The sequence below is a fragment of the Phycicoccus jejuensis genome (assembly GCF_044797865.1).
Lineage (GTDB): Bacteria > Actinomycetota > Actinomycetes > Actinomycetales > Dermatophilaceae > Phycicoccus > Phycicoccus jejuensis.
On the sequence record NZ_CP085209.1, the window covers coordinates 848681 to 870027 of the forward strand.

The following is a 21347-nucleotide window of genomic DNA, read 5'->3' on the forward strand; positions in this document are numbered from 1 at the left end:
TCAGGGAGCGAGGGCGTAGCCGAGGGCCGCGGCGCCGAGGCCGAGGACGAGCGAGAGCCCGAGGTTCGCGGCGGCCGCGACGGGGCGGTCGTCGTCCAGGGCCTCCCACAGCTCGAGCGCCAGCGTCGAGAAGGTCGTCAGGGCCCCGCAGAAGCCGGTGCCGACGAGGGCGAGGGCCGAGCCGCCCACCGCGTCGCCGACGAGCACCCCGAGCACCAGCGAGCCGACGACGTTGACGGCCAGGGTCCCGGCGGGCGGCGCCGCCCCGAGCCGCTCGCGCGCGTAGTGGGCGACGACGAGCCGCAGAGGCGCCCCGACCGCGGCGCCGAGCGCGACGAGCAGCGCGTGCGCCGCGGTCACGGGCCCGGCCAGACGCGCCGGCCGCCGAGCATCCCCGCGGCGACGGCGAGCGTGCCGACGAGGAACGTCGCGCCGACGTAGAGCAGCGCCAGCTGCACGTGGTGCGTGGCGCCGAGCTGCACGGCGTCGACGGCCAGCGCCGAGAACGTCGTCCACCCGCCGAGTACGCCGACCCCCACGAACGGACGGGCCAGACGGTGGACCCCCGGTCGGTCGACGAGGAAGGCGACGAGCAGTCCCATCGCGAAGGCCCCGGTGACGTTGACGACGAAGGTCGACCAGGGGAAGGCGCCGACCTCGTGCGGGAGGGCGAGCCCGACCGCCCAGCGGCCGAGCGACCCCAGCACGCCGCCGACCGCGACCACGCCGAGCGTCGCGCCGTCGGGAAGGGCTGCGGCGGAGGCCATCCCGTCAGGCGCGCATCGTCGCGAGGTGCTCGGCGATGCGGCCGATCGCCTCGGTCAGCGTCTCCTCGTCGGGCAGCGTCACGAGCCGGAAGTGGTCCGGCGCGAACCAGTTGAAGCCGGTGCCGTGCGTCACGAGGATCTTCTTGGCCCGCAGGAGGTCGATGACGAACGCCTCGTCGGACTCGATCGGGTAGACCTCGGGGTCCAGCCGCGGGAAGCAGTAGAGCGCGCCCTGCGGCTCGACGCACGACACCCCGGGGATCTCGTTGAGCAGCCGCCACGCGAGCTTCGACTGCTCCCGGAAGCGACCGCCCGGCCCGATCAGTTCGTTGACCGACTGGTACCCGCCGAGCGCGGTCTGGATGGCGTGCTGCGCAGGGACGTTGGCGCACATCCGCATGTTCGCGAGGAGCGTCAGGCCCTCGAGGAAGTCCGACGCGAGGTGCTTGGGGCCCGAGACCATCACCCAGCCGGCGCGGTAGCCGCAGACCCGGTAGGCCTTCGACAGGCCGCTGAAGGTGAGGCAGAGGACGTCCTCGCCGGCGAACGTCGCGGCGTGGTGGTGCACCGCGTCGTCGAAGAGGATCTTCTCGTAGATCTCGTCGGCCATGACGACGAGGTCGTGGCGCCTCGCGATGTCGACGAGCGCGCGCACTGTCTCCTCCGAGTACACGGCCCCCGTCGGGTTGTTCGGGTTGATGACGACGATCGCGTGCGTGTTCGGGGTGATCTTGGCCTCGATGTCCTCGAGGTCGGGGTTCCAGCCGTTGGACTCGTCGCAGCGGTAGTGCACGGGCGTCCCGCCCGACAGCGAGACCGCGCCGGTCCACAGCGGGTAGTCGGGCGCCGGCACGAGGACCTCGTTGCCGTCGTCGACGAACGCCTGGAGGACCATGGTGATCAGCTCGGAGACACCGTTGCCGATGTAGACGTCCTCGACGCCGGTGTCGCGCAGGCCGCGCGACTGGTAGTACTGCGCGACCGCGGTGCGCGCCGAGTAGATGCCCCTGGAGTCGGCGTAGCCCTGGCTCTCCGGGAGGTTGTGCACCATGTCGGCGACGATGGCCTCGGGCGCCTCGAAGCCGAACGGCGCGGTGTTGCCGATGTTCAGCTTGAGGATCTTGTGCCCCTCGGCCTCGAGGCGCTGGGCCTCGACGAGGATCGGGCCGCGCACGTCGTAGCGCACGTGCTGGAGCTTCTGGCTCTGGACGATGCGCCGCATGCGGGACAGTCTCGCAGGCCCCACCCGTCCCACGCAGGGGTGTTTCGCGGGATGTCGCCCACACCGCGGGGCGGCGCACGCGTCGGGCAGACTCCTGCGCGTGGACGACGTGCTCGTGGAGCGGGTGCTGCGCGCGGTGGAGCAGGTGCCGCGCGGGTGCGTCGTGTCGTACGGCGACCTCGCGGCGCTCGTCGGCATCGGCCCGCGCCAGGTCGGCTCGATCATGAAGGCGTACGGCGGCAACGTCACGTGGTGGCGGGTCACGAACAGCTACGGGGACCTTCCCGCGCCCCTGCTCGAGCGCGCGCGGGAGACCTGGGCGGAGGAGGGCATCCTCCTCAAGCGCAACGGGCTCGGCTGCGACATCCGTCGGTACCGCGCCGACCTCGATGCGCTCGCCGCCGCCTACGAGCGGGCCGTCACCGACCTGCCCTGACCGACTGCCGCGACCTGTCGAACGCCGGTCCGGCCCGGGGCCCCGTCGCCGACGGGATGTGAGACTGGGGCATGGGACCCCGTCGCTCGACCGCCGTCCGCCGCACCGCGGCCTTCGCCGCCTGCCTCGGGCTCGTCGCCGTCGGCGGCTGCTCGTCGGGTGACGACGACGGGTTCGGCGAGGTGCCCGCCCGCCCGAGCACGTCGGCCTCCGGCAGCTCGAGCGCGCCGCCCTCCTCGAGCCCGGCGCCGCGCAGCACCCAGGAGCCCGAGCTCGACGTCGAGGAGGTCGCCGGCGGGCTCGAGCACGGCTGGGACATCGGCTTCCTCCCGGACGGCACGGCGCTGGTCACCGAGCGTCCCGGGCGGATCTCGCTCGTGTCGGGCCTGCGGGAGGGCGCGTCGGTCACGCGGGTGCGCGCCGACCTCGACGACGTCTACGTCAACAGCGAGGGGGGCCTGCTCGGGATGGTCGTGCACCCCGACTTCGCGCAGACCCGCCGGTTCACGACCTGCCAGACCCACCAGGAGGGTGGCGCGCCGACGGACATCCGCCTCGTCACGTGGCGGCTGGCGGCCGACGGACGCTCTGCCGAGCGGGAGAAGACGCTGCTCGACGGGCTGCCGATCTCGACCGGCCGCCACTCGGGCTGCCGTCCCGAGCTCGACGCCGACGGTGCGCTCGTCGTCGGCACGGGCGACACGGCCGTCGGCAGCATCCCGCAGGACCTGACGAGCCTCGGGGGCAAGACGATCCGGCTCGACCTGGAGACCGGGAAACCGATGGAGGACAACCCGTTCCCGTTCGCGAAGGACCCGATGCAGCGGTACGTCACGAGCTGGGGGCACCGCAACATCCAGGGCGTGGCGCTGCAGCCGGGGACCGGTCGCATCTTCACCGCCGAGCACGGCCCGTCGAACAACGACGAGGTCAACCTCGTCGAGCCGGGGAAGAACTACGGCTGGGACCCGGCCCAGGGCGGCACCGTCGGCGGCTACGACGAGAGCGTGCCGATGACCGACACGGAGCGCTACCCCGACGCCGTGCCGGCGGTGTGGCAGAGCGGTCGCACGACGCAGGCGGTCTGTGCGGCCGAGTTCCTCGAGGGCGAGCAGTGGGGGGCCTGGGACGGCGCCCTCGTCGTCACCGCGCTCAAGGGCGCCAAGCTGCTCGTCCTCAGCCTCGATGGCGACGGCTCCGTGACCGACGTGGCCATCCCGGAGGCGACGAACGGCCCCTACGGCCGCCTGCGGGCGGCACGCCTCGGCCCGGACGGCGCGCTCTACGTGACGACGACGAACGGCGACGACGACAAGCTGCTGCGCATCGCCCCGCGCACCTGACCCCCACCCCGCCCCTGACCCCGCCCGCCCCTGACCCCGCCCGCCTCACGCGTATCGGGTGACCCGATACCGCTGCGCCTCACCCGACAACCGTTCTCGGGTGAGGCGCGGTCGTATCGGGTGACCCGATACGCGAGTGACGCGGGGGGCGGGCACGAGGCGGGGGGCCACCGACGACCGTCAGGTGACGTCGACGATGGTCGTCGTGACCTCGGTGACCGACGGCCGGCGCGGGGTGGAGGAGAACCCGAACCGGCACGGCGGGTCGACGGGGGCCAGTGCGCCGAGGTCGGCGCCGTCGAAGCGACCCGACATCGCCGTCACGGCGTGGACGTCGGTCGCGCCGTAGTACTCACGACGTCCGGCGCGGGCGACGCCCCGGGTCCGCACCCCGTGCAGGACGAGCCGGGCGACGGGGTCGGCCAGCGTCGCGAAGGCCGGGCTCGTCGCGAGCACGGCTGGCACGAGGCCGAGGAGGGCGCCGAGCGGGGTCCGGCCCCCGAGGTCGGCGGTCAGGGTGAGCGACGGCGACGTGACGTCGAGGCGGGTGGGCCCGTCGCCGGTGAGGCCGACCGCCACCGGCTCGAGCCGGACCTCGTCGAAGGTGTAGGTCGTCGCGACGAGGTCGACGACCTGCTGCGTCGGGGCCAGCAGCACCCGATGCCCTGCGGCGGTCTCGACCATGACGTCGGCGAAGGCGCCGAAGGGCGACTCGAGCCACCACCCGACGACGACCCGCACCCCGGAGGTGGAGCCCACGCCCGTGATGCGTCCGCGGAACCTGCGCCTCGTGCCCACCGCCCCATCATCGCTGCCGCGCCGGGTGGCTCCACGGGCGCCCCGTCCTGCGTCGGGCCCCTCCCGCCGGGCGATGCGGCCCACTAGGGTCCGGCCATGGGCGAGCGCGGGGTGGCGACCGAGTCCGCCCGCCTGCCCGCGTCCGTCCGCCGCGGGTACGGCCTCGGCTCGGTCGCGACCGGGTCGTTCGGGACGGTGCCCGGGCTGCTGCTCCTGCCGTACCTGACCGACCGGCTCGGGGTCGGTGCGGGCCTCGCCGGCCTCGTCGTGCTCCTGCCCAAGGCCTGGGACGTCGTCCTCAACCCCGTGGCCGGGCGGATCAGCGACCGCTCGACGCACCCCGCAGGGCGGCGCCGGCCGTTCCTCCTGCGGGCCGGCCTGACGCTGGCGGTCGCGTTCGTGCTGCTCTTCGCCGGTCCGACGAGCCCGACCGCCCTCGCCGCGACGTGGGTCGTCGTCGCCTTCCTCGCCTGCGCGAGCGCCTACGCCTTCTTCCAGGTGCCGTACGTCGCGATGCCGGCCGAGCTGACCGACGACTACGACGAGCGCACGCGCCTCATGACGTGGCGCGTCGCGGTGCTCGCGCTCGCCATCCTCGTCAGCGGCGGGCTGGCGCCGGTCGTCCGCGACGCCGTCGGCCCCGAGCAGGGGTACCGCGCGGTCGGGCTCTTCGTCGGCGCGCTGATCCTCGTCGGCACCCTCGGCGCCTGGTGGGGGACGCGGGACGCGCCCGTGCGCCGCGCCGCGACCGCCGGCGGGAGCCTGCGCGACCAGCTGCGCGTCGTGTCGGCGTCGCGCGAGTTCCGCACCCTGCTGGCGGTGTTCGTGCTCCAGGCGCTCGCGACCGGCGCGATGCTCGCCGGCGTCGACTACGTGGCCCGGGTGCAGCTCGGCCGGCCCGGGGCGTCGGCCGTGCTCTTCGTCTGCTTCGTGGGGCCGGCGCTCCTCGTCACCCCGCTGTGGCAGCGGGTCGGCGAGCGCCGCGGGAAGCGCACCGGCTACCTCTGGGGGTCGGCGCTGCTGGGCGTCGGTGCGCTCGCCACGCTGTTCGCCCTGCCGCTGGGGACCGCCGCGACGGCCGTCACCGTCGGCGTCGTCGGGGTGGGCTACGCCGCCTGCCAGATGTTCCCGCTCGCGATGCTCCCCGACGTCGCGGCGGCCGACACCGCCCGCACCGGCGAGGACCGCGCCGGGACGTACACCGGCGTCTGGACCGCCGGGGAGACGCTGGGCCTCGCCGTCGGCCCGTTCCTCTACGCGCTCGTGCTCACCGTCGGCGGCTACGTCTCGTCGACCGACGCCGCTGCCGCGCAACCGGACTCGGCCCGCACCGCCATCGCCCTCGGCTTCACCGTCGTCCCGGCGGTGCTCGTCGCGGTCTCGGTCGTCGTGCTGCGCCGCTACCGGCTCGACCCGAAGGAGACCGGATGACCACCTCCGCCGCCCCCACCGGACCGCGCGCCGCCGAGGTCCTCGACGAGCTGCGCGCCCTGCGTGCGGCCGACCTGCCGACGCACGGCGGCCGGACCCTCGCCTACGTCTACGACTCCGGTCTCGCCGAGGCCGACGCCCTCGGCCGCGAGGCGCTGGCGATGTTCTCGTCGGCGAACGGGCTGGACCCCACCGCGTTCCCGTCGATCCAGCGGATGGAGAACGACCTCGTCGGCCGCGCCGCCACGCTGCTGCACGCGCCGCGCGGGGCCGTCGGCGTCGTCACCTCCGGGGGGACGGAGTCGATCCTGCTCGCCGTCCTCGCCGCACGCGAGGCCGCGCCCCACGTCGCGTCGCCGAGCATGCTCCTGCCCGCGTCGGCCCACGCCGCCTTCCGGAAGGCGGCGGAGTACCTCGGGGTGCGCGCGGTCGTCGTCGACGTCGATCCCGTCACCCTCCGGGCCGACCCCGCCGCGATGGCCGAGGCCGCGGACGGGTCGACCATCCTCGTCGTGGCCTCCGCCCCGTCGTACGCGCACGGCGTGGTCGACCCCGTCGCGGCCCTCGCCGAGCTGGCGCTCGACCTCGGCGCCCGCTGCCACGTCGACGCGTGCATCGGCGGCTGGGTCCTGCCCCACCTCGACGACGTGCCGCCGTGGGACCTCGCCGTCGATGGCGTGACGAGCATCAGCGTCGACCTGCACAAGTACGCGTACACCCCCAAGGGGGTGTCGGTCCTGCTGCACCGCGACGCCGGGTTGCGGCGCGGGCACCTGTTCGCGTCGGCGGACTGGCCCGGTTACACGATGCTCAACACGACGACCCAGTCGACGCGCTCGGGCGGCCCGGTCGCCGCCGCGTGGGCCGTCACGCGCTTCGTCGGGGACGAGGGCTACGCGCGGCTGGCGCGCGAGACGCACCGGGCGACGCTCGAGGTGGCCCGGGCGGTCGGGGACCTCGACGGCCTGCGCGTCGTCGCCCCACCTGGGTCGACGCTGCTCGCGCTCGCGACCGACGACACCTGCGACGTCTTCACCGTGGCCGATGAGATGCTCGCGCGCGGCTGGTTCGTCCAGCCGCAGATGACCTTCCGCGACCTGCCGCCGACCCTCCACCTGACGTTCTCGGCCGCCACCGCGGCGGCCGTGCCGGAGGTCGTCGACGCGCTCCGGGGGTCGGTGGCCGCGGCGCGCGCTGCCGGGCCGGTGCGTCTCGACCCCTCCCTGGCGGGGATGCTCGCGCACCTCGACCCCGCGACGCTCGACGACGCGGGGTTCGCCGGCCTGCTCGCGGCGGCCGGGCTGGCCGGTGACGACGGCGGCGTCGCCCTGCCCGCCCGGATGGCGCCGGTCAACGCGCTCCTCGACGCGAGCCCTCCGGCGCTGCGCGAGGCCCTGCTCCTCGGTGTCCTCGACCGGCTCTCGCGCCCGACCCGTCCCGGACCCTCGACCGGAGGACCTCGATGACCTCGTCCCTCTCGAGCAGCTGGCGCTGCGAGCAGTGCGGCCGCATCGTGCGCGGCCCGAAGCACATGACCCAGCTGGGTCGCACCGTCTGCACCTCGTGCCAGCACGACCACGACGCGCTCGTGCTCGGATCGTGGAGAGGCGGCGGCTTCGGCGACGTCGTCACGGTGCGCGGTGCGCGTAGCTGGATCCGTCGCGTGCTCGGCCGCGGCTGACCGTCGGGGCGTTCCGGCGGCCACGGAAAGCCCGCACGTGCGGGGTTGTCGCTGTCCGGTCGGGCCGGCGGCCACGGAAAGCCGGCACGTGCGGGGTTGTCGCTGTCCGGTCGGGCCGGCGGCCACGGAAAGCCCGCACGTGCGGGGTTGTCGTTGTCCGGACGGGTCGATGACCACGGAAAGCCCGCACGTGCGGGGTCATCGCTGTCGAGACGGGCCGGCGGCCACGGAAAGCCCGCACGTGCGGGGTCATCGCTGTCCGGACGGGTCGGTGACCACGGAAAGCCCGCACGTGCGGGGTCGTCCTCGCCCCGGGAGCGATGAGGCGGGGCTCGGTTGCCCGGCGGGCCGCGGACGTGTTGGCTGGACCTCGTTGGCACCGCCGCCGAAGGGACCCCGATGACGCTCACGCCCGACCCCGCCCTCTCGCACACGGTCGGCCTGCTCGACCCGCCCCTGCTCGAGCAGACCATCGGGGACGCGCTCGACGCCACCGTCGAGCGGTTCGGCGACCGGGAGGCGCTCGTCGACCGGGCCCAGGACGTGCGGATGACGTGGAGCGAGCTCGGCGAGGCCGTCGACCGGCTCGCCCGCGGGTTGCTCGCGAGCGGTCTCGAGAAGGGTGACCGCGTCGGCATCTGGGCCCCGAACTGCGCCGAGTGGACCCTCGTGCAGCTCGCGACGGCCAAGGTCGGGCTCGTCCTCGTCAACATCAACCCGGCCTACCGCACCCACGAGCTGACCTACGTCCTGCGGCAGGCGGGCATCCGGGTGCTCGTGACGGCGGCGTCCTTCAAGACCTCCGACTACGTCGCGATGGTCGAGACCGCCCGGCCCGAGTGCCCGGCGCTCGAGCAGGTCGTCGTCATCGGCCGCGACAGCTGGGACGCGCTGCTGGCCGGCGCCGACGATGTCAGCCCCGAGCGCCTGACGATGGCGCAGCGCGACCTCGACCCGTACGAGCCGATCAACATCCAGTACACGTCGGGGACGACCGGGTTCCCCAAGGGCGCGACCCTCTCGCACCACAACATCCTCAACAACGGCTACCTCGTCGGCGAGCTCTGCCGCTACACCGAGGCCGACCGCATCTGCATCCCCGTGCCCTTCTACCACTGCTTCGGGATGGTCATGGGCAACCTCGCGGCGCTGACCCACGGCGCCTGCATGGTCATCCCCGCGCCCGGGTTCGACCCGGCGCTCACCCTGGCCGCGGTGTCCGAGGAGCGCTGCACGTCCCTCTACGGCGTCCCCACGATGTTCATCGCGGAATGGGCTCTGCCGCAGTTCGACTCCTACGACCTGTCGTCGGTCCGCACCGGCATCATGGCGGGCTCGCCGTGCCCGGCGTCGATGATGACCAAGCTCATCGAGTCGGGCATCGAGGAGATGACCATCTGCTACGGCATGACCGAGACCTCGCCCGTGTCGACGCAGAACCGCGTCGACGACACCTTCGAGCAGAAGGTCAACACCGTCGGGTCGGTGCACCCCCACCTGGAGATCAAGGTCGTCGACCCGGTCACCGGCGAGACGGTGCCCCGCGGGACGCCGGGCGAGTTCTGCACCAAGGGCTACTCGGTGATGCTCGGGTACTGGGAGGAGCCGGAGAAGACGGCCGAGGTGCTCGTCGACGGCTGGATGCACACCGGCGACATCGCCGTCATGGACGACGAGGGCTACGTGCAGATCACCGGTCGCATCAAGGACATGGTCATCCGCGGCGGCGAGAACGTGTACCCGCGCGAGATCGAGGAGTTCCTCTACACGCACCCGGACGTCCTCGACGCCCAGGTCATCGGCGTCCCCGACGAGAAGTACGGCGAGGAGCTGTGCGCCTGGGTCCGGATGCGCGACGGCGCCGAGCCGCTGACCGTCGAGGCAGTGCGGGAGTTCTGCGCCGGACGCCTCGCGCACTACAAGGTCCCGCGGTACGTCAAGGTCGTCGAGGAGTTCCCGATGACCGTGACCGGCAAGGTCCGCAAGGTCGAGATGCGCGAGCGGACGGTCGAGGAGCTCGGTCTCTGAGGGCAGCCTGACCTGCGGCGACGCGTCGAGGACGGCAGGGTGGACCGTCTTGCCGCGTCCGGCGCCGACCCCCTAGGTTCTCCTCTCGCAGGGGATGCCCGGGCGACGCCCGGCAGGTGCCGCCGGGCCCGCGCCCGGCGGTAGGTTGGTCCGACGCCGTCACCCGGCGTGCTCTCGACAGAAAGTCCCGACATGCCCTCCACCACGATCCTCCTCGTCGTCGCCGCCGTCGTGGTCGTCGGCCTGCTGGCCGCCTGGCTCCTCGCGCGCCGGACCGCGAACCGGCGCAAGGACGCCGCGCGCGCCGAGGCCGCCGAGCTCCGGGCGCAGGCCGAGGGCCTCGCCCCCGCGGTCGCCGGGCACGAGGCGTTCGCCGCCCAGTCCGAGGAGCGGGCCGAGCTGGCCCGGGCCGAGGCCGAGCGCCTCGCCGCCGAGGCGGAGACCCGCCGGGCCGATGCGGAGGCCACCCGCACCGACTACGAGTCGCTGCTGACCCGCGCCGATGTCGTCGACCCCGACGTCGAGACGCCGCGCGAGGCCGTCGAGGCCGCCCCCGCGCAGGGTGCCGACACCGCCCCCGCGCAGGGTGCCGACGCCGCCGACACCGCCGTGGAGGCCGACCGTGCCCCGACGACCCGCGCCGAGGCCCGCCGCCTGCGCGAGGAGGCCGAGCGCTCCGCGTGGGCCGGCAGCCCCGCCGCGCCCGTGCCCGGCGCGGCCGGCGCCGCCGTCATGGGCGCCGAGCTCGCCGCCGAGGGGCCGCGCTCCGCCGGGACCTCGTCCGAGGAGGAGGCCCCGGTCGACCCGACCACCACGCAGGCGCTGCCGGCCGCCGACGAGGAGACCGTGGCCGCCGAGCCGGTCGTCGTCGACGCCATGACGGTCGAGCCGGAGCAGGAGCAGCCCGAGCCCGTGTCCTCGCCGTCCGGCGCCGACACCGCCACCGAGGACGCTGCCGCCGACGACGCGAGCGCCCGCATCGCCACGGCCGCCGACTACCGCGACGACACCCCCGCGGACGCCGACGTGTGGACGGCCACGGGCGCGGGTAGTGACGACGCCGTGAGCAGCGACCAGGACGAGACGTCTGCCGCCGACGACGCCCGGACCCCGTCCGGCGAGTGGGGCGGCCCCCGCGACCCCGAGGCGGCCCCGGCCGCCGCGGAGCCCACCACGCCCGCGGCCGACGCCGTGGACGTCCCCGCCGACGACCAGAGCGCCGAGTCCGACGAGAGCGTCGAGGCGCGGCCGACGGACGCCGAGCAGGTCGAGGACGCCCAGCCGGTCGAGGACGCCGAGCAGGTCGAGGACGCCGAGCCGCCCGCGCCGGCCGAGCGCACCGAGGACCCGGCCCACGATCCGGTCGAGGAGCCCGCGCCGCGCTCCGAGGTCCCCGACCACGAGGGGCCCGAGGCCTCGCAGGCCGTCGAGGACCCCGCCGACGGCGCCTTCGCCGAGCCCGAGGAGCCGGTGCCCGGCGACGAGCACGACCCCTCGACCCAGCGCGACTGGTCCGCCGACGAGGCCGAGCTCCTCGACGAGAACCGCGAGCGCGGCGACCGGCTGGCCCAGGAACGGGCCGAGATGGACCGCGAGGCGGCCGCCGTCGGGATGGACCCGGTCGACCCCGCGTCCGCCGAGTCCGTCGAGGAGCCCGTGTCCGACGAGGCCGCGTCCGACGAGCCCGCGGCCGACGAGCCCGTCACCGGTGAGCAGCCGGTCGCGGACGCGGCCGACGCCGAGCAGGACGGCGTCGAGCAGGCCGCTGACGCCTCCGCGACGGACGACGAGCCGGTCGCCGACGCGCCGGAGACGGACGTCGTCGGTGAGGTCCCGGCCGACCCCGACCCGGTGGCCGAGGCCCCGGTCGAGGAGGCGGCGAGCACCGACGAGCCGACGACGGACGAGCCGTCGGTCGACGAGTCGACGAGCGACGAGCCGACGACCGACGAGTCGGCCCCCTCCGACGAGACGGCCACCGACGCCCCGGCCGCCCCCGCGGCCCGCCGGGTCTCCGAGTTCCACGAGATCCGCGACGGTGGCTACGGCATGGGGTCCGCGGCGGCCCTCGAGGACGGCGCCCAGCCGCTCGACCACCCGGTGCAGGCCTACCGCGACACGATGACCTACCGCCTCCCGGAGGACGACGGCTACGCCGACGCCGTCGCCGACGTCTGGTTCTACGACGCGGACGCCGCCGAGCGCAGCGGCTTCCACCGCTCCGAGGGCTGAGCCCACCCCGTCCGTCGACGCGCCGGTCCCCTCGGGGGCCGGCGCGTCGCACGTCCACCGGCGCCGAGCCGGCCACGAGATCGCCGACGGCCGGCCGTGTGCCACGCGCCACACGTCGCGAATCCCCGGGCCCGACCCGCTAGGTTCGGACGGAGCCCGCCCCGGCAACGGAGAGGAAGCCCCGTGCGCATCGGAGTCCCCCGCGAGTCACGACCGGGGGAGACCCGTGTCGCCGCGACCCCGAAGACCGTCGAGCAGCTGGTCGGCCTCGGCTACACCGTTTTCGTCGAGGCCGGCGCCGGGGCGCGGGCGAGCTTCTCGGACGAGGCCTACCGCGAGGCCGGCGCCGACGTCATCGAGGGCGCGGTCTGGAACGCCGACGTCGTCCTCAAGGTCACCCCGCCGACCGACGAGGAGGTCGCGCGGCTGCGGCCGGGCACCGTGCTCGCCTGCCTGCTCGCGCCCGCGCTCGACCCCGACCTCGTGCAGCGCCTCGCCGACGCCGGGGTCACCGCGCTCGCGATGGACGCGGTGCCGCGGATCAGCCGCGCGCAGTCCCTCGACGTCCTCTCCTCGATGGCCAACATCGGCGGCTACCGCGCCGTCGTCGAGGCCGCCCACGAGTTCGGCTCCTTCTTCACCGGCCAGGTGACGGCCGCGGGCAAGGTCCCGCCGGCCAAGGTGCTCGTCGTCGGCGCCGGCGTCGCGGGGCTCGCGGCCATCGGCACCGCGAGCAGCCTCGGCGCGGTCGTGCGGGCGTTCGACGCGCGGCCGGAGGTCGCCGAGCAGGTCGAGTCGATGGGGGCGGAGTTCCTGCGCATCGACGTCGAGGACGACGGCCCGTCCGCCGACGGGTACGCGAAGCAGACGAGCGCCGACTTCGACGCCAAGGCCGCCGAGCTGTACGCCGCGCAGGCCCGGGACGTCGACATCATCATCACGACGGCGCTCATCCCCGGGCGCCCGGCGCCGCGCCTGCTCACCGAGGAGATGGTCGCCTCGATGAAGCCGGGGTCGGTCGTCGTCGACATGGCCGCGGCCAACGGCGGCAACGTCGCCGGCACGGTCGCCGGCGAGAAGGTCGTCACCGACCACGGCGTGACCCTGCTCGGCTACACCGACCTGCCGAGGCGGCTGCCGACGCAGGCCAGCCAGCTGTACGGCACCAACCTCGTCAACCTCATGAAGCTGCTGACGCCGCAGAAGGACGGTGAGGTCCACCTCGACCTCGACGACGTCGTCCAGCGCGGCATGACCGTCGCGAAGGACGGCGAGGTGATGTGGCCGCCTCCCCCGGTGCAGGTCTCGGCCGCGCCGACGCCGGGCACCGACGTCGTCACCGTCGGCACGACGGCCAAGCCCGCGAGGCAGCCGATGAGCGGGACGACGAAGCTCGCCCTCGCCGGGGTCGGCGCCGCGCTCTTCCTGCTCGTGTCGGCCTATGCCCCACCGCCGTTCCTCGGGCACTTCATGGTCTTCATGCTCGCGGTCGTCATCGGCTTCTACGTCATCGGCAACGTGCACCACGCGCTGCACACGCCCTTGATGTCGGTGACCAACGCGATCAGCGGCATCATCGTCGTCGGGGCGCTGCTCCAGGTGGGGCGGGACAGCGTGGCGGTGACGGTGCTCGCGTTCGTCGGCATCCTCGTCGCGAGCATCAACGTCTTCGGTGGCTTCCGGGTGACCGCGCGAATGCTCGAGATGTTCAAGCGCGAGGAGCCCGTCCGATGAGCTCGACCCTCACGCAGGGCGCGTACATCGTCGCGGGACTGCTCTTCATCCTCGCCCTCGCCGGGCTGTCGCGGCACGAGTCCGCGCGCCGCGGCAACCGCTTCGGCATCGCCGGGATGGTCGTCGCGCTCACCGCGACGGTGCTCGCGGCGACCGCCGGCACGGGCGGCTCCGGCTGGCTCGGCCTGCTGCTCATCGTCGTCGCCATGGGCATCGGCGCGGCGATCGGCCTCGACCGCGCCCGCAAGGTCGAGATGACCGGGATGCCCGAGCTGATCGCGATGCTGCACAGCTTCGTCGGGCTCGCGGCCGTCCTCGTCGGCTGGAACTCCTCCTACGAGATCACGGCGTACCCGACGATCCACGACGTCGAGGTGTTCGTCGGCGTCTTCATCGGGGCGGTGACCTTCACCGGCTCGATCGTCGCGTTCCTCAAGCTCTCCGCGCGCATCCCGTCCAAGCCGCTGATGCTGCCGTTCCGCAACTGGCTCAACGTCGGTGCCCTGGTCCTGTTCGTCGTGCTGACGGTGGTCTACGCCGCGGTGCCCGAGCACGCGGTGTTCGTGCGGCACCTGCTGCTCGGGTTCGTGACGCTCCTGGCCCTCGCGCTGGGCTGGCACCTCGTCGCGTCGATCGGCGGCGGCGACATGCCGGTCGTCGTCTCGATGCTCAACAGCTACTCGGGGTGGGCGGCGGCCGCGGCCGGCTTCCTCCTCGGCAACGACCTGCTCATCATCACCGGCGCGCTCGTCGGCTCCTCGGGTGCGTACCTGTCGTACATCATGTGCCGGGCGATGAACCGCTCGTTCATCTCGGTCATCGCCGGCGGCTTCGGGGTCGAGGGCGGCACCGTCGCGGCGGGCGACGTCGACTACGGCGAGCACCGCGAGGTCACGGCCGAGGGTGCGGCCTCGCTGCTCACCTCGGCGCGCTCGGTCGTCATCACCCCCGGCTACGGGATGGCCACCGCGCAGGCCCAGCACGCCGTCGCCGAGCTGACCAAGCGGCTGCGGACCTCCGGTGTCGACGTGCGGTTCGGCATCCACCCCGTCGCCGGGCGGCTGCCGGGGCACATGAACGTCCTGCTCGCCGAGGCCAAGGTGCCCTACGACATCGTCCTCGAGATGGACGAGGTCAACGACGACCTCGCCGAGACCGACGTCGTCCTCGTCATCGGCGCCAACGACACCGTCAACCCGGCCGCCGCCGAGGACCCCACCTCGCCGATCGCCGGCATGCCGGTGCTGCGGGTGTGGGAGGCCAAGGACGTCATCGTGTTCAAGCGGTCGATGGCCACCGGGTACGCGGGCGTGCAGAACCCGCTGTTCTTCCGCGAGAACACCCAGATGCTCTTCGGCGACGCCAAGTCCCGGGTCGAGGACATCATCGCCGCCCTCTGACGACGCCCCCGCGACTCGCGACCCCGGCGCTCCCTCCCTCCCTCCCTCCTCTGCGGAGTCGAGTGCGGAAGTGGTCGCCAGGGCGACCGCCGGCGCCCTCGACGCCGGGGCGTTGGAGCACACCGGTGCGGGTTGAGGGGCCCGAGCTTCCGCGGCATCACCGTGACGACGCGGAAGTTCCTCCAGGGCGGGGATGCATCCGCGACGCGCGTGAACATCCGCGTCATCACAGGGACGACGCAGATCCTCCGGCGTCGCCTGGTGCCCGAGGTCCGGCCGGGCCGCGCTCGCGCTCGGGGCCGACCCCGGCCGCGGCGCTCAGGCTCGGTCGGTCTCGGCCCAAGCCCGACGAGCGACCCGGACCAGAGCGACCCCGGTCGCGAGGCAGAGCACCACGGCGACGACGGTGCTCACCGAGCGTGGCTCCTGCCAGAACGTCGTCGCGAGCACGACGAGGAACGCGGCCGGCCCGGCGAGCAGGAGGGTGGCGCGAGTGCGTCCGTCGAGGCCCCGGGCCGCCGCCGTGCACACGGCGCCGACGAGCCAGGGCAGGCCGAGCAGGAAGGCCCCCAGGAAGAGCACCTCGGACGGCCCGAACATCCCCGGGCCCTGACCGAGGGCCGTGACCCGGGCGAGCACCTCGAGGGCGAGGAGCAGACCGGTGGTCCCGGCGACGAGGAGCGTCCCGACCCGGACGAGCCCGGGCGTCGGGGAGGCCGGCGAGGGGGTGGCCCGGTCCGCGACCGAAGGGGTCGCGGCGTCCCCACCCCGCGCCTCGGCGGCGATGCGCTCGGGCGGGCCGAGGCGGACCAGCGCCTGCTCGAGGGCGGCGGGGTCCCCGGGGTGCTCGGCGGCGACGGCATCGAGGTGCTCGCGCACCCCGGCGAGGACGTCGTCGCGGGTGCCGGGGTCGAGGTCGGAGAGCATCCGCGCGAGGTCGTCGAGGTAGGTGGTGACGCGGGTGTCGGAGCCGTTCACGGGTGTCCTCCCTGGAGGGTGGTGTCGACGGCGTCGCGGCTGCCGTCGGGTGGCCGTCGGCAAGCATCCGGCACACCTCCCGGGGTCGAGTGCGGAAGCGGCAGCCAGGGCTGCCGCGTGCGCCCTCGACTCCGGAGGGGGAGGGGTGCCGACCGCGGGCGCGGGCGGGTGGGGCGGCGCGGTCTCGGTAGGCTGCGCGGCGTGAGCGACACCGAGCAGCCCACCGCCATCACCTACGCCGCGGCGGGGGTCGACGTCGAGGCCGGTGACCGCGCCGTCGAGCTGATGAAGGAGTCCGTCCGCCGGGCCACCCGCCCCGAGGTCCTCGGCGGCCTCGGCGGCTTCGCCGGGATGTTCGACGCCAGCGCGCTCGCGGCCTACCGGCGGCCGGTGCTCGCGACGTCGACCGACGGCGTCGGCACGAAGGTCGCCATCGCGCAGGCCCTCGACCGGCACGACACCATCGGGTTCGACCTCGTCGGGATGGTCGTCGACGACATCGTCGTCTGCGGCGCCGAGGCGCTGTTCATGACCGACTACATCGCCTGCGGCAAGGTCGTGCCCGAGCGCATCGCGGCCATCGTCTCCGGCATCGCCCGCGCGTGCGAGCAGGCGCGGGTCGCGCTCGTCGGTGGCGAGACCGCCGAGCACCCCGGGCTCCTCGACCCCGACGAGTACGACGTCGCGGGCGCGGCCACCGGCGTCGTCGAGCACGATGCCGTGCTCGGGCCGCAGCGGGTGCGCGCGGGCGACGTCGTCCTCGGCCTCGCGAGCAGCGGCCTGCACTCCAACGGCTACTCGCTCGTGCGTCGTGTCGTCGCGCACGCCGGCTGGGCGCTCGACCGGCACGTCGACGACTTCGGTCGCACCCTCGGCGAGGAGCTGCTCACCCCCACCCGCGTCTACGCCGCCGACCTGCTCGACCTCGTCCGCCTCGACGGTGTCGACGTCCACGCGCTCTCGCACGTCACCGGCGGCGGGCTCGCGGCCAACCTCGCGCGCGTGCTGCCCGACGACGTGCACGCCCGGCTCGACCGCGCCTCGTGGACGCCGCCGGCCGTGTTCTCGACCGTCGGCTCGCTCGGCAACGTCCCGCGCGCCGACCTCGAGCGCACGCTCAACATGGGCGTCGGCTTCGTCGCGGTGCTCCCGGCCGCCTCGGTCGACGCGGCGACGGCGCACCTGACCGCTCGTGGCATCGACACCTGGGTCATGGGCGAGGTGCACGAGGCGTCGGCCGCGGGCGCCGCGACCGGCGAGGTCGTGCGCGGCGCGAAGGGCGTCGACGGCGGCTCGGTCGAGCTCGTCGGCGACCACCCGGCCGCCTGAGGGACGCCCCCACCGCGACGTCTTGCGCATCCGCCACCTCTGCGTGCCCTCGTGGGGGCCTTCGAGGTGGCGGACGGGCAATGAGTCGATGACGGGAGGGGCCGGCCGCCCGTCGGGACAGGGGACAGGATGTCGGCGACGGACGACCGGCGGTTCTGGTGGGGGTGGTCGGGGAGAGCGGCCCCGGGCGGGTCAGCCCCAGATGGCCGTGGCCCACTCCGGGTGGTCGACGAACGGGTTCCGGTTGTGCTGCCACGTCGTGTAGATGCGGTCGTTGCGGCGCATCTCGAAGGCGTCGACCGGGTCCTGGGCGTTCCACTGGAGGAGCACCGAGAGCCTGCCGATGTTCGGGGCGCTGCCGTTGCCGACGGAGTTGTTCATCTCGAGGTTCGCCCAGCCGTCGTCGCCCTCGTAGCGGACCGCCATGTAGAAGATCATCCGGGCGACGTCACCCTTGACCGCGTCGCGGGGCTCGAAGGAGTCGGAGTCCGAGAGGCAGCCGGTGCACTGCGCGACCGCACTGCCGCCGTCGTCGAAGTCGAGGTTGCCGCGGGTGGAGTTGACCGTGACGTCCTCGGGGCGCAGGTGGTGCACGTCCGTGCCCGGGCCGGTGGCCGTCCCGAAGTCGCCGTGCGACTTGGCCCAGACGTGCTCGCGGTTCCACTGGTCGACGCCGCCACCGTTGTCGGACTTGGCGATCGAGCGCCCCGAGTAGATCTCGACGACGTTGTTGGTGTTGTTCGGGTCCTCGTCGGTGTCCTTGAGGGCGGTCCACACCTGGTCGTAGGTGAGCTTCGTCTGGTCGTCGATGATGCCGTGCAGCGCCGTCTTGAGCGCCGACCCGGTCTTGCCGACGGCCGGGGCGTAGTAGGTGCCGTCGTAGTCACCGGTGCCCCCGGCGCCACCACCCGTCCCCCCGCCGGTGCCGCCGCCCCCCGTGCCGGCGGTCGCGACGGCGGTCGTGCCGGTCATCCCCGGGTGCGAGAAGTACGCGGCGAGGGTGCCGGTCACGTCGACCTGCCGGCCCATGAGGCTCGGGTTGGTCTTGAGGCCCCACTGCGAGCGCAGGGCGCTCGGCAGCTGGACGTAGAGCATCTTCGACGTCGAGGTCTCGGACGCGGTGTCGGCGATCGCGAGGGCGTAGTCGTTGGGGAAGGCCGAGCGCACGACGGTCGAGGTCGCCGTCGACTGGCCCACCACGTAGCCGCGGACCGTGTGGGAGGCGCCGTCCTGGGTCGCCACCGCTTGGGCGACGGTGAGCGGGGTCGCCGCCTGCGACGCGGGGGCGGTCAGGCCGAGGAGGACGACGAGGGCGGAGGCGAGCGCGAGGGCCGTGGGCAGCGCGCGCCGTCGGGTCTGGTGTCGGGTCACGGTGGACGACCCTGCCGGTCGGGCGGTCGGGCGGGGGTCTGCCGGGGTCAAGGATTCGGTCAGGACTCACCCATCCCCGGGTCAACCCCAACCGGGACTCCCCTCCGGAAGAAGCGGGGTCAGGTGACGGTGACCTGGGGGGCGAAGAGGGCCATCGTGGCCAGGGCCCGGGCGTGGTTCTCGGGGGTCGAGCCGGCGCACGCGTCCGCGACGACCTCGACCGTGACGCCGGCGTCGGCCATCGGCAGGACCGTCGAGACGACGCAGCAGTCCGTCGCCACCCCGGCCACCGTCACCCGGGCGTCGGAGCCGACGACGTCGCGCAGGACCGGCCACTTGCCGAAGGTCCCGGCGGTCACGACGGTGCCGGCGAGGCCGTCGAGCTCCGGCACGACGGCGTACAGCGGGTCGCCGTCGGGGACGAGGGCGAAGGGCCACTCCTCGTAGTACGGACCCCAGGACCCGCCGAGCGAGGGGTCGGCGACGAACCGCGTGACGACCGTGCGCTCCGGCCCGAACCGCTCGGCGAGCTGACGCATCCGGCCCACGGCGCCGGCGAACATCGACGAGCCCCACGGCGAGGTGCCGGGGTCGGCGAAGACGACCTGCGGGTCGACGACGACGAGCCAGTGCCCGCCGGACGTCATCGGGCGGCCGGTGCGGCTGCCGGGGTCTCGGCGCCCCGCTCCTGCCGGCGGACCGCGGCCCGGCGCGCGAGGAGCGTCACCCCGAAGCCGATGACGAACGCGAGGATGACGCCGATGTTCGCGTAGGGCCAGGTGCCGTCCCAGTACGGGGCGCCCTCGCCCTGCGTGACGTAGGTGCCGAGCCCCAGCGGCTCGAGGAGGTAGCCCTGCCAGTTGTTCCAGGCGGCGTCGACCGCGAAGTTGTTGACGACCAGGCCCCACCCGAGCACGGAGGCCACGACCATCGTCCCGACCGAGACCCAGTCCCACGCGCCGTAGCGGCCGCGCGGGTCGAAGAGGGCGTCGGCGCCGTCGGGGCCCCAGTCGTAGTCGCGGCGGCGCATCACGAGGTCGGCGATGAAGATGCCCGCCCACGCCGCGAGCGGCACGCCGAGGGTGATGAGGAAGGACTGGAACGGCCCGAGGAAGTCCTGCGCGACGAAGACGACGAAGAACGTGCCCAGCGTGAGGATGACGCCGTCGACGAGCGCCGCGGCCGGCCGCGGGACCTTGACCCCGAGCGAGAGCAGCGTCAGGCCCGAGGAGTAGATGCCGAGGACCGCGCCGGACACCAGCGAGAGGATGACCGCGACGAGGAACGGCACGAGGAACCACGTCGGGAGGATGCCGGCGAGCGCGCCGATCGGGTCGCTGCCGATGCCGGCCGCGACGTCGGGGTCGGAGGCGGCGACGAGCAGGCCGAAGCCGACGAGCAGCACGGGCGCGACGGACCCGCCGACCGTGTTCCACAGGACGACCGCGCGGTCCGAGGCGTCGCGGCGCTGGTAGCGCGACCAGTCGGCGGCGATGTTGATCCAGCCGAGGCCGAAGCCGGTCATCACCATGACGAAGGCGCCGACGACGGCGCCCGCCGGGCCGGACGGCACGGCCGAGACCTTGCTCCAGTCGATGGTGCCCTGCACGAGCACGATGACGACGAACATGACCGTCACGGCGCCGGTGACCCAGGTGAGCACCGACTGCAGCCGCATGATGACGTGGTAGCCGGCGACCGAGGCGCTGACGATGAGCAGCGCGACGACCACCGCCGCGACGACCTTCGTCACCGTGCCGCCGCCGAGGCCGAGGCGCTCGAAGACCGTCGCGGTCGCGAGCACGGCGGTGATCGCGAGGAAGGTCTCCCAGCCGATCGACGTCAGCCACGAGATGACACCGGGCACCTTCTGCCCGGTCACCCCGAAGGACGCGCGCGACAGGATCATCGTCGGGGCCGACCCGCGCTTGCCGGCGATCGCGACGACCCCACAGAGCAGGAACGACACGACGATGCCGAGCACCGCGACGAGGACGCCCTGGCCGACGGAGATGCCGAAGCCGAGGACGAATGCGGCGTAGGAGATGCCGAACACCGACACGTTGGCCGCGAACCACGGCCAGAAGAGGTCGCGGGGCGACGCGGTGCGCTCGGCCTCGTCGATGATCTCGATGCCGGTCGTCTCGACGCCGAGGCGCCGGGTCTCGGCTGCGCTGGTCTCGCTCATGGAGCGAGCATGGCAGACCACCGACGCGCGGACGGCGCACGGCACACCGCCGTCAGCGACGCCTCACGGCACCGGGGGAAGGGAGGGGGAGGGCGGCGTCAACGCCGCCCGGAGACCCACTGCCCGTCGTCGTCCTCCCAGTCGCGCTCATCGGCGGTGTCGCCGGTGTGGCTCTGGGTGTGCAGTTCACGCTCAAGCGCCGACAGGTCGGTGTCGGGGCTGAAGTACTTCAGCTCGCGAGCAACCTTGGTCTGCTTGGCTTTGGCCCGGCCGCGCCCCATGGCGTGACCCCCTCGTGAATCTGCCGGGGCGGCACCACAGGCCCGATGGCCCTCGAGGAGGGTCATCCAGCTCCGCGGGGCGGCTCCGGGAATGGTGTGCATATCGTGCTGCCAACGATACATGGCCC

At 73.9% G+C, this 21347-nt stretch carries 19 protein-coding genes; 10 read left to right on the forward strand and 9 right to left on the reverse strand.

Annotated features, from left to right (window positions below):
* The 3 genes from LG324_RS03905 to LG324_RS03915 are packed head-to-tail and all read right to left on the reverse strand — an operon-like array spanning position 1 to position 1989.
* Positions 1-360: a fluoride efflux transporter FluC gene (locus LG324_RS03905; RefSeq protein WP_404351976.1), complete on the reverse strand. Its 360-nt coding sequence runs from the start codon at positions 358-360 to the stop codon at positions 1-3.
* Positions 357-767, reverse strand: coding sequence for a fluoride efflux transporter FluC (locus tag LG324_RS03910; RefSeq protein ID WP_404351979.1), 411 nt, complete (start codon positions 765-767; stop codon positions 357-359). Before LG324_RS03910 ends, LG324_RS03905 begins: the two co-directional genes overlap by 4 nt.
* Positions 768-771: 4 nt before the next feature.
* Complete coding sequence (locus LG324_RS03915) at positions 772-1989, reverse strand: pyridoxal phosphate-dependent aminotransferase (protein ID WP_404351981.1); 1218 nt, start codon at positions 1987-1989, stop codon at positions 772-774.
* 100 nt (positions 1990-2089) lie between these two features.
* On the opposite strand from LG324_RS03915, the gene LG324_RS03920 reads away from it, so the two are divergent.
* Entirely contained in the window at positions 2090-2425 is a 336-nt protein-coding gene (locus tag LG324_RS03920) for an MGMT family protein (RefSeq protein ID WP_404351983.1), read from the forward strand.
* A 71-nt stretch (positions 2426-2496) separates the two neighbouring features.
* Positions 2497-3768, forward strand: a complete 1272-nt coding sequence (locus tag LG324_RS03925; RefSeq protein WP_404351985.1) for a PQQ-dependent sugar dehydrogenase — start codon at positions 2497-2499, stop codon at positions 3766-3768.
* A 180-nt stretch (positions 3769-3948) separates the two neighbouring features.
* Here LG324_RS03925 and LG324_RS03930 read toward each other — a convergent pair whose 3' ends face one another.
* Positions 3949-4566, reverse strand: a complete 618-nt coding sequence (locus LG324_RS03930; RefSeq protein WP_404351988.1) for a hypothetical protein — start codon at positions 4564-4566, stop codon at positions 3949-3951.
* A gap of 96 nt (positions 4567-4662) precedes the next feature.
* On the opposite strand from LG324_RS03930, the gene LG324_RS03935 reads away from it, so the two are divergent.
* The 7 genes from LG324_RS03935 to pntB all read left to right on the forward strand — a co-directional run bounded on the left by LG324_RS03935 (position 4663) and on the right by pntB (position 15072).
* On the forward strand, positions 4663-5997 hold the full coding sequence (locus LG324_RS03935; protein ID WP_404351990.1) for an MFS transporter: 1335 nt from the start codon (positions 4663-4665) through the stop codon (positions 5995-5997).
* The gene (locus tag LG324_RS03940; RefSeq protein WP_404351992.1) at positions 5994-7463 is read left to right on the forward strand and encodes a pyridoxal phosphate-dependent decarboxylase family protein; all 1470 of its coding nucleotides are present in this window, start codon (positions 5994-5996) and stop codon (positions 7461-7463) included. The genes LG324_RS03935 and LG324_RS03940 overlap by 4 nt, the downstream gene beginning before the upstream one ends.
* Entirely contained in the window at positions 7460-7678 is a 219-nt protein-coding gene (locus LG324_RS03945) for a hypothetical protein (RefSeq protein ID WP_404351993.1), read from the forward strand. The genes LG324_RS03940 and LG324_RS03945 overlap by 4 nt, the downstream gene beginning before the upstream one ends.
* Before the next feature lie 399 nt (positions 7679-8077).
* On the forward strand, positions 8078-9706 hold the full coding sequence (locus LG324_RS03950) for an AMP-binding protein (protein ID WP_404351995.1): 1629 nt from the start codon (positions 8078-8080) through the stop codon (positions 9704-9706).
* Positions 9707-9898: 192 nt separating this feature from the next.
* Positions 9899-11938 carry a hypothetical protein gene (locus LG324_RS03955; protein ID WP_404351998.1) on the forward strand — a complete coding sequence of 680 codons (2040 nt, stop codon included), beginning with the start codon at positions 9899-9901 and terminating at the stop codon, positions 11936-11938.
* Between the two features lie 183 nt (positions 11939-12121).
* Positions 12122-13672: a Re/Si-specific NAD(P)(+) transhydrogenase subunit alpha gene (locus tag LG324_RS03960; RefSeq protein ID WP_404351999.1), complete on the forward strand. Its 1551-nt coding sequence runs from the start codon at positions 12122-12124 to the stop codon at positions 13670-13672.
* On the forward strand, positions 13669-15072 hold the full coding sequence (gene pntB, locus LG324_RS03965) for a Re/Si-specific NAD(P)(+) transhydrogenase subunit beta (protein ID WP_404352001.1): 1404 nt from the start codon (positions 13669-13671) through the stop codon (positions 15070-15072). Before LG324_RS03960 ends, pntB begins: the two co-directional genes overlap by 4 nt.
* Before the next feature lie 318 nt (positions 15073-15390).
* Here pntB and LG324_RS03970 read toward each other — a convergent pair whose 3' ends face one another.
* Complete coding sequence (locus tag LG324_RS03970) at positions 15391-16050, reverse strand: HAAS signaling domain-containing protein (protein WP_404352004.1); 660 nt, start codon at positions 16048-16050, stop codon at positions 15391-15393.
* A gap of 201 nt (positions 16051-16251) precedes the next feature.
* Here LG324_RS03970 and purM point away from each other — a divergent pair, with 201 nt between their 5' ends.
* Positions 16252-17379, forward strand: coding sequence for a phosphoribosylformylglycinamidine cyclo-ligase (gene purM, locus LG324_RS03975; protein ID WP_404352006.1), 1128 nt, complete (start codon positions 16252-16254; stop codon positions 17377-17379).
* Between the two features lie 192 nt (positions 17380-17571).
* Here purM and LG324_RS03980 read toward each other — a convergent pair whose 3' ends face one another.
* The 4 genes from LG324_RS03980 to LG324_RS03995 form a co-directional block, all read right to left on the reverse strand.
* Positions 17572-18750 (reverse strand): endonuclease, encoded by a 1179-nt coding sequence (locus LG324_RS03980; RefSeq protein WP_404352008.1) that lies wholly within the window; start codon positions 18748-18750, stop codon positions 17572-17574.
* A gap of 119 nt (positions 18751-18869) precedes the next feature.
* Positions 18870-19397 carry a cysteine hydrolase family protein gene (locus tag LG324_RS03985; RefSeq protein ID WP_030526934.1) on the reverse strand — a complete coding sequence of 176 codons (528 nt, stop codon included), beginning with the start codon at positions 19395-19397 and terminating at the stop codon, positions 18870-18872.
* Positions 19394-20938 carry a cytosine permease gene (locus tag LG324_RS03990; protein WP_030526933.1) on the reverse strand — a complete coding sequence of 515 codons (1545 nt, stop codon included), beginning with the start codon at positions 20936-20938 and terminating at the stop codon, positions 19394-19396. Before LG324_RS03990 ends, LG324_RS03985 begins: the two co-directional genes overlap by 4 nt.
* 98 nt (positions 20939-21036) lie before the next feature.
* Entirely contained in the window at positions 21037-21285 is a 249-nt protein-coding gene (locus LG324_RS03995) for a DUF3073 domain-containing protein (RefSeq protein ID WP_404352012.1), read from the reverse strand.
* Positions 21286-21347: the final 62 nt, after the last annotated feature.

Bases quoted from the DNA above. Each gene is read 5' to 3' on its own strand.
- LG324_RS03910 (WP_404351979.1), bottom strand. From the start codon at position 767: ATGGCCTCCGCCGCAGCCCTTCCCGACGGCGCGACGCTCGGCGTGGTC.
- LG324_RS03915 (WP_404351981.1), bottom strand. From the start codon at position 1,989: ATGCGGCGCATCGTCCAGAGCCAGAAGCTCCAGCACGTGCGCTACGAC.
- LG324_RS03925 (WP_404351985.1), top strand. From the start codon at position 2,497: ATGGGACCCCGTCGCTCGACCGCCGTCCGCCGCACCGCGGCCTTCGCC.
- LG324_RS03935 (WP_404351990.1), top strand. From the start codon at position 4,663: ATGGGCGAGCGCGGGGTGGCGACCGAGTCCGCCCGCCTGCCCGCGTCC.
- LG324_RS03940 (WP_404351992.1), top strand. From the start codon at position 5,994: ATGACCACCTCCGCCGCCCCCACCGGACCGCGCGCCGCCGAGGTCCTC.
- LG324_RS03945 (WP_404351993.1), top strand. From the start codon at position 7,460: ATGACCTCGTCCCTCTCGAGCAGCTGGCGCTGCGAGCAGTGCGGCCGC.
- LG324_RS03950 (WP_404351995.1), top strand. From the start codon at position 8,078: ATGACGCTCACGCCCGACCCCGCCCTCTCGCACACGGTCGGCCTGCTC.
- LG324_RS03955 (WP_404351998.1), top strand. From the start codon at position 9,899: ATGCCCTCCACCACGATCCTCCTCGTCGTCGCCGCCGTCGTGGTCGTC.
- pntB (WP_404352001.1), top strand. From the start codon at position 13,669: ATGAGCTCGACCCTCACGCAGGGCGCGTACATCGTCGCGGGACTGCTC.
- LG324_RS03985 (WP_030526934.1), bottom strand. From the start codon at position 19,397: ATGACGTCCGGCGGGCACTGGCTCGTCGTCGTCGACCCGCAGGTCGTC.
- LG324_RS03990 (WP_030526933.1), bottom strand. From the start codon at position 20,938: ATGAGCGAGACCAGCGCAGCCGAGACCCGGCGCCTCGGCGTCGAGACG.
- LG324_RS03995 (WP_404352012.1), bottom strand. From the start codon at position 21,285: ATGACCCTCCTCGAGGGCCATCGGGCCTGTGGTGCCGCCCCGGCAGAT.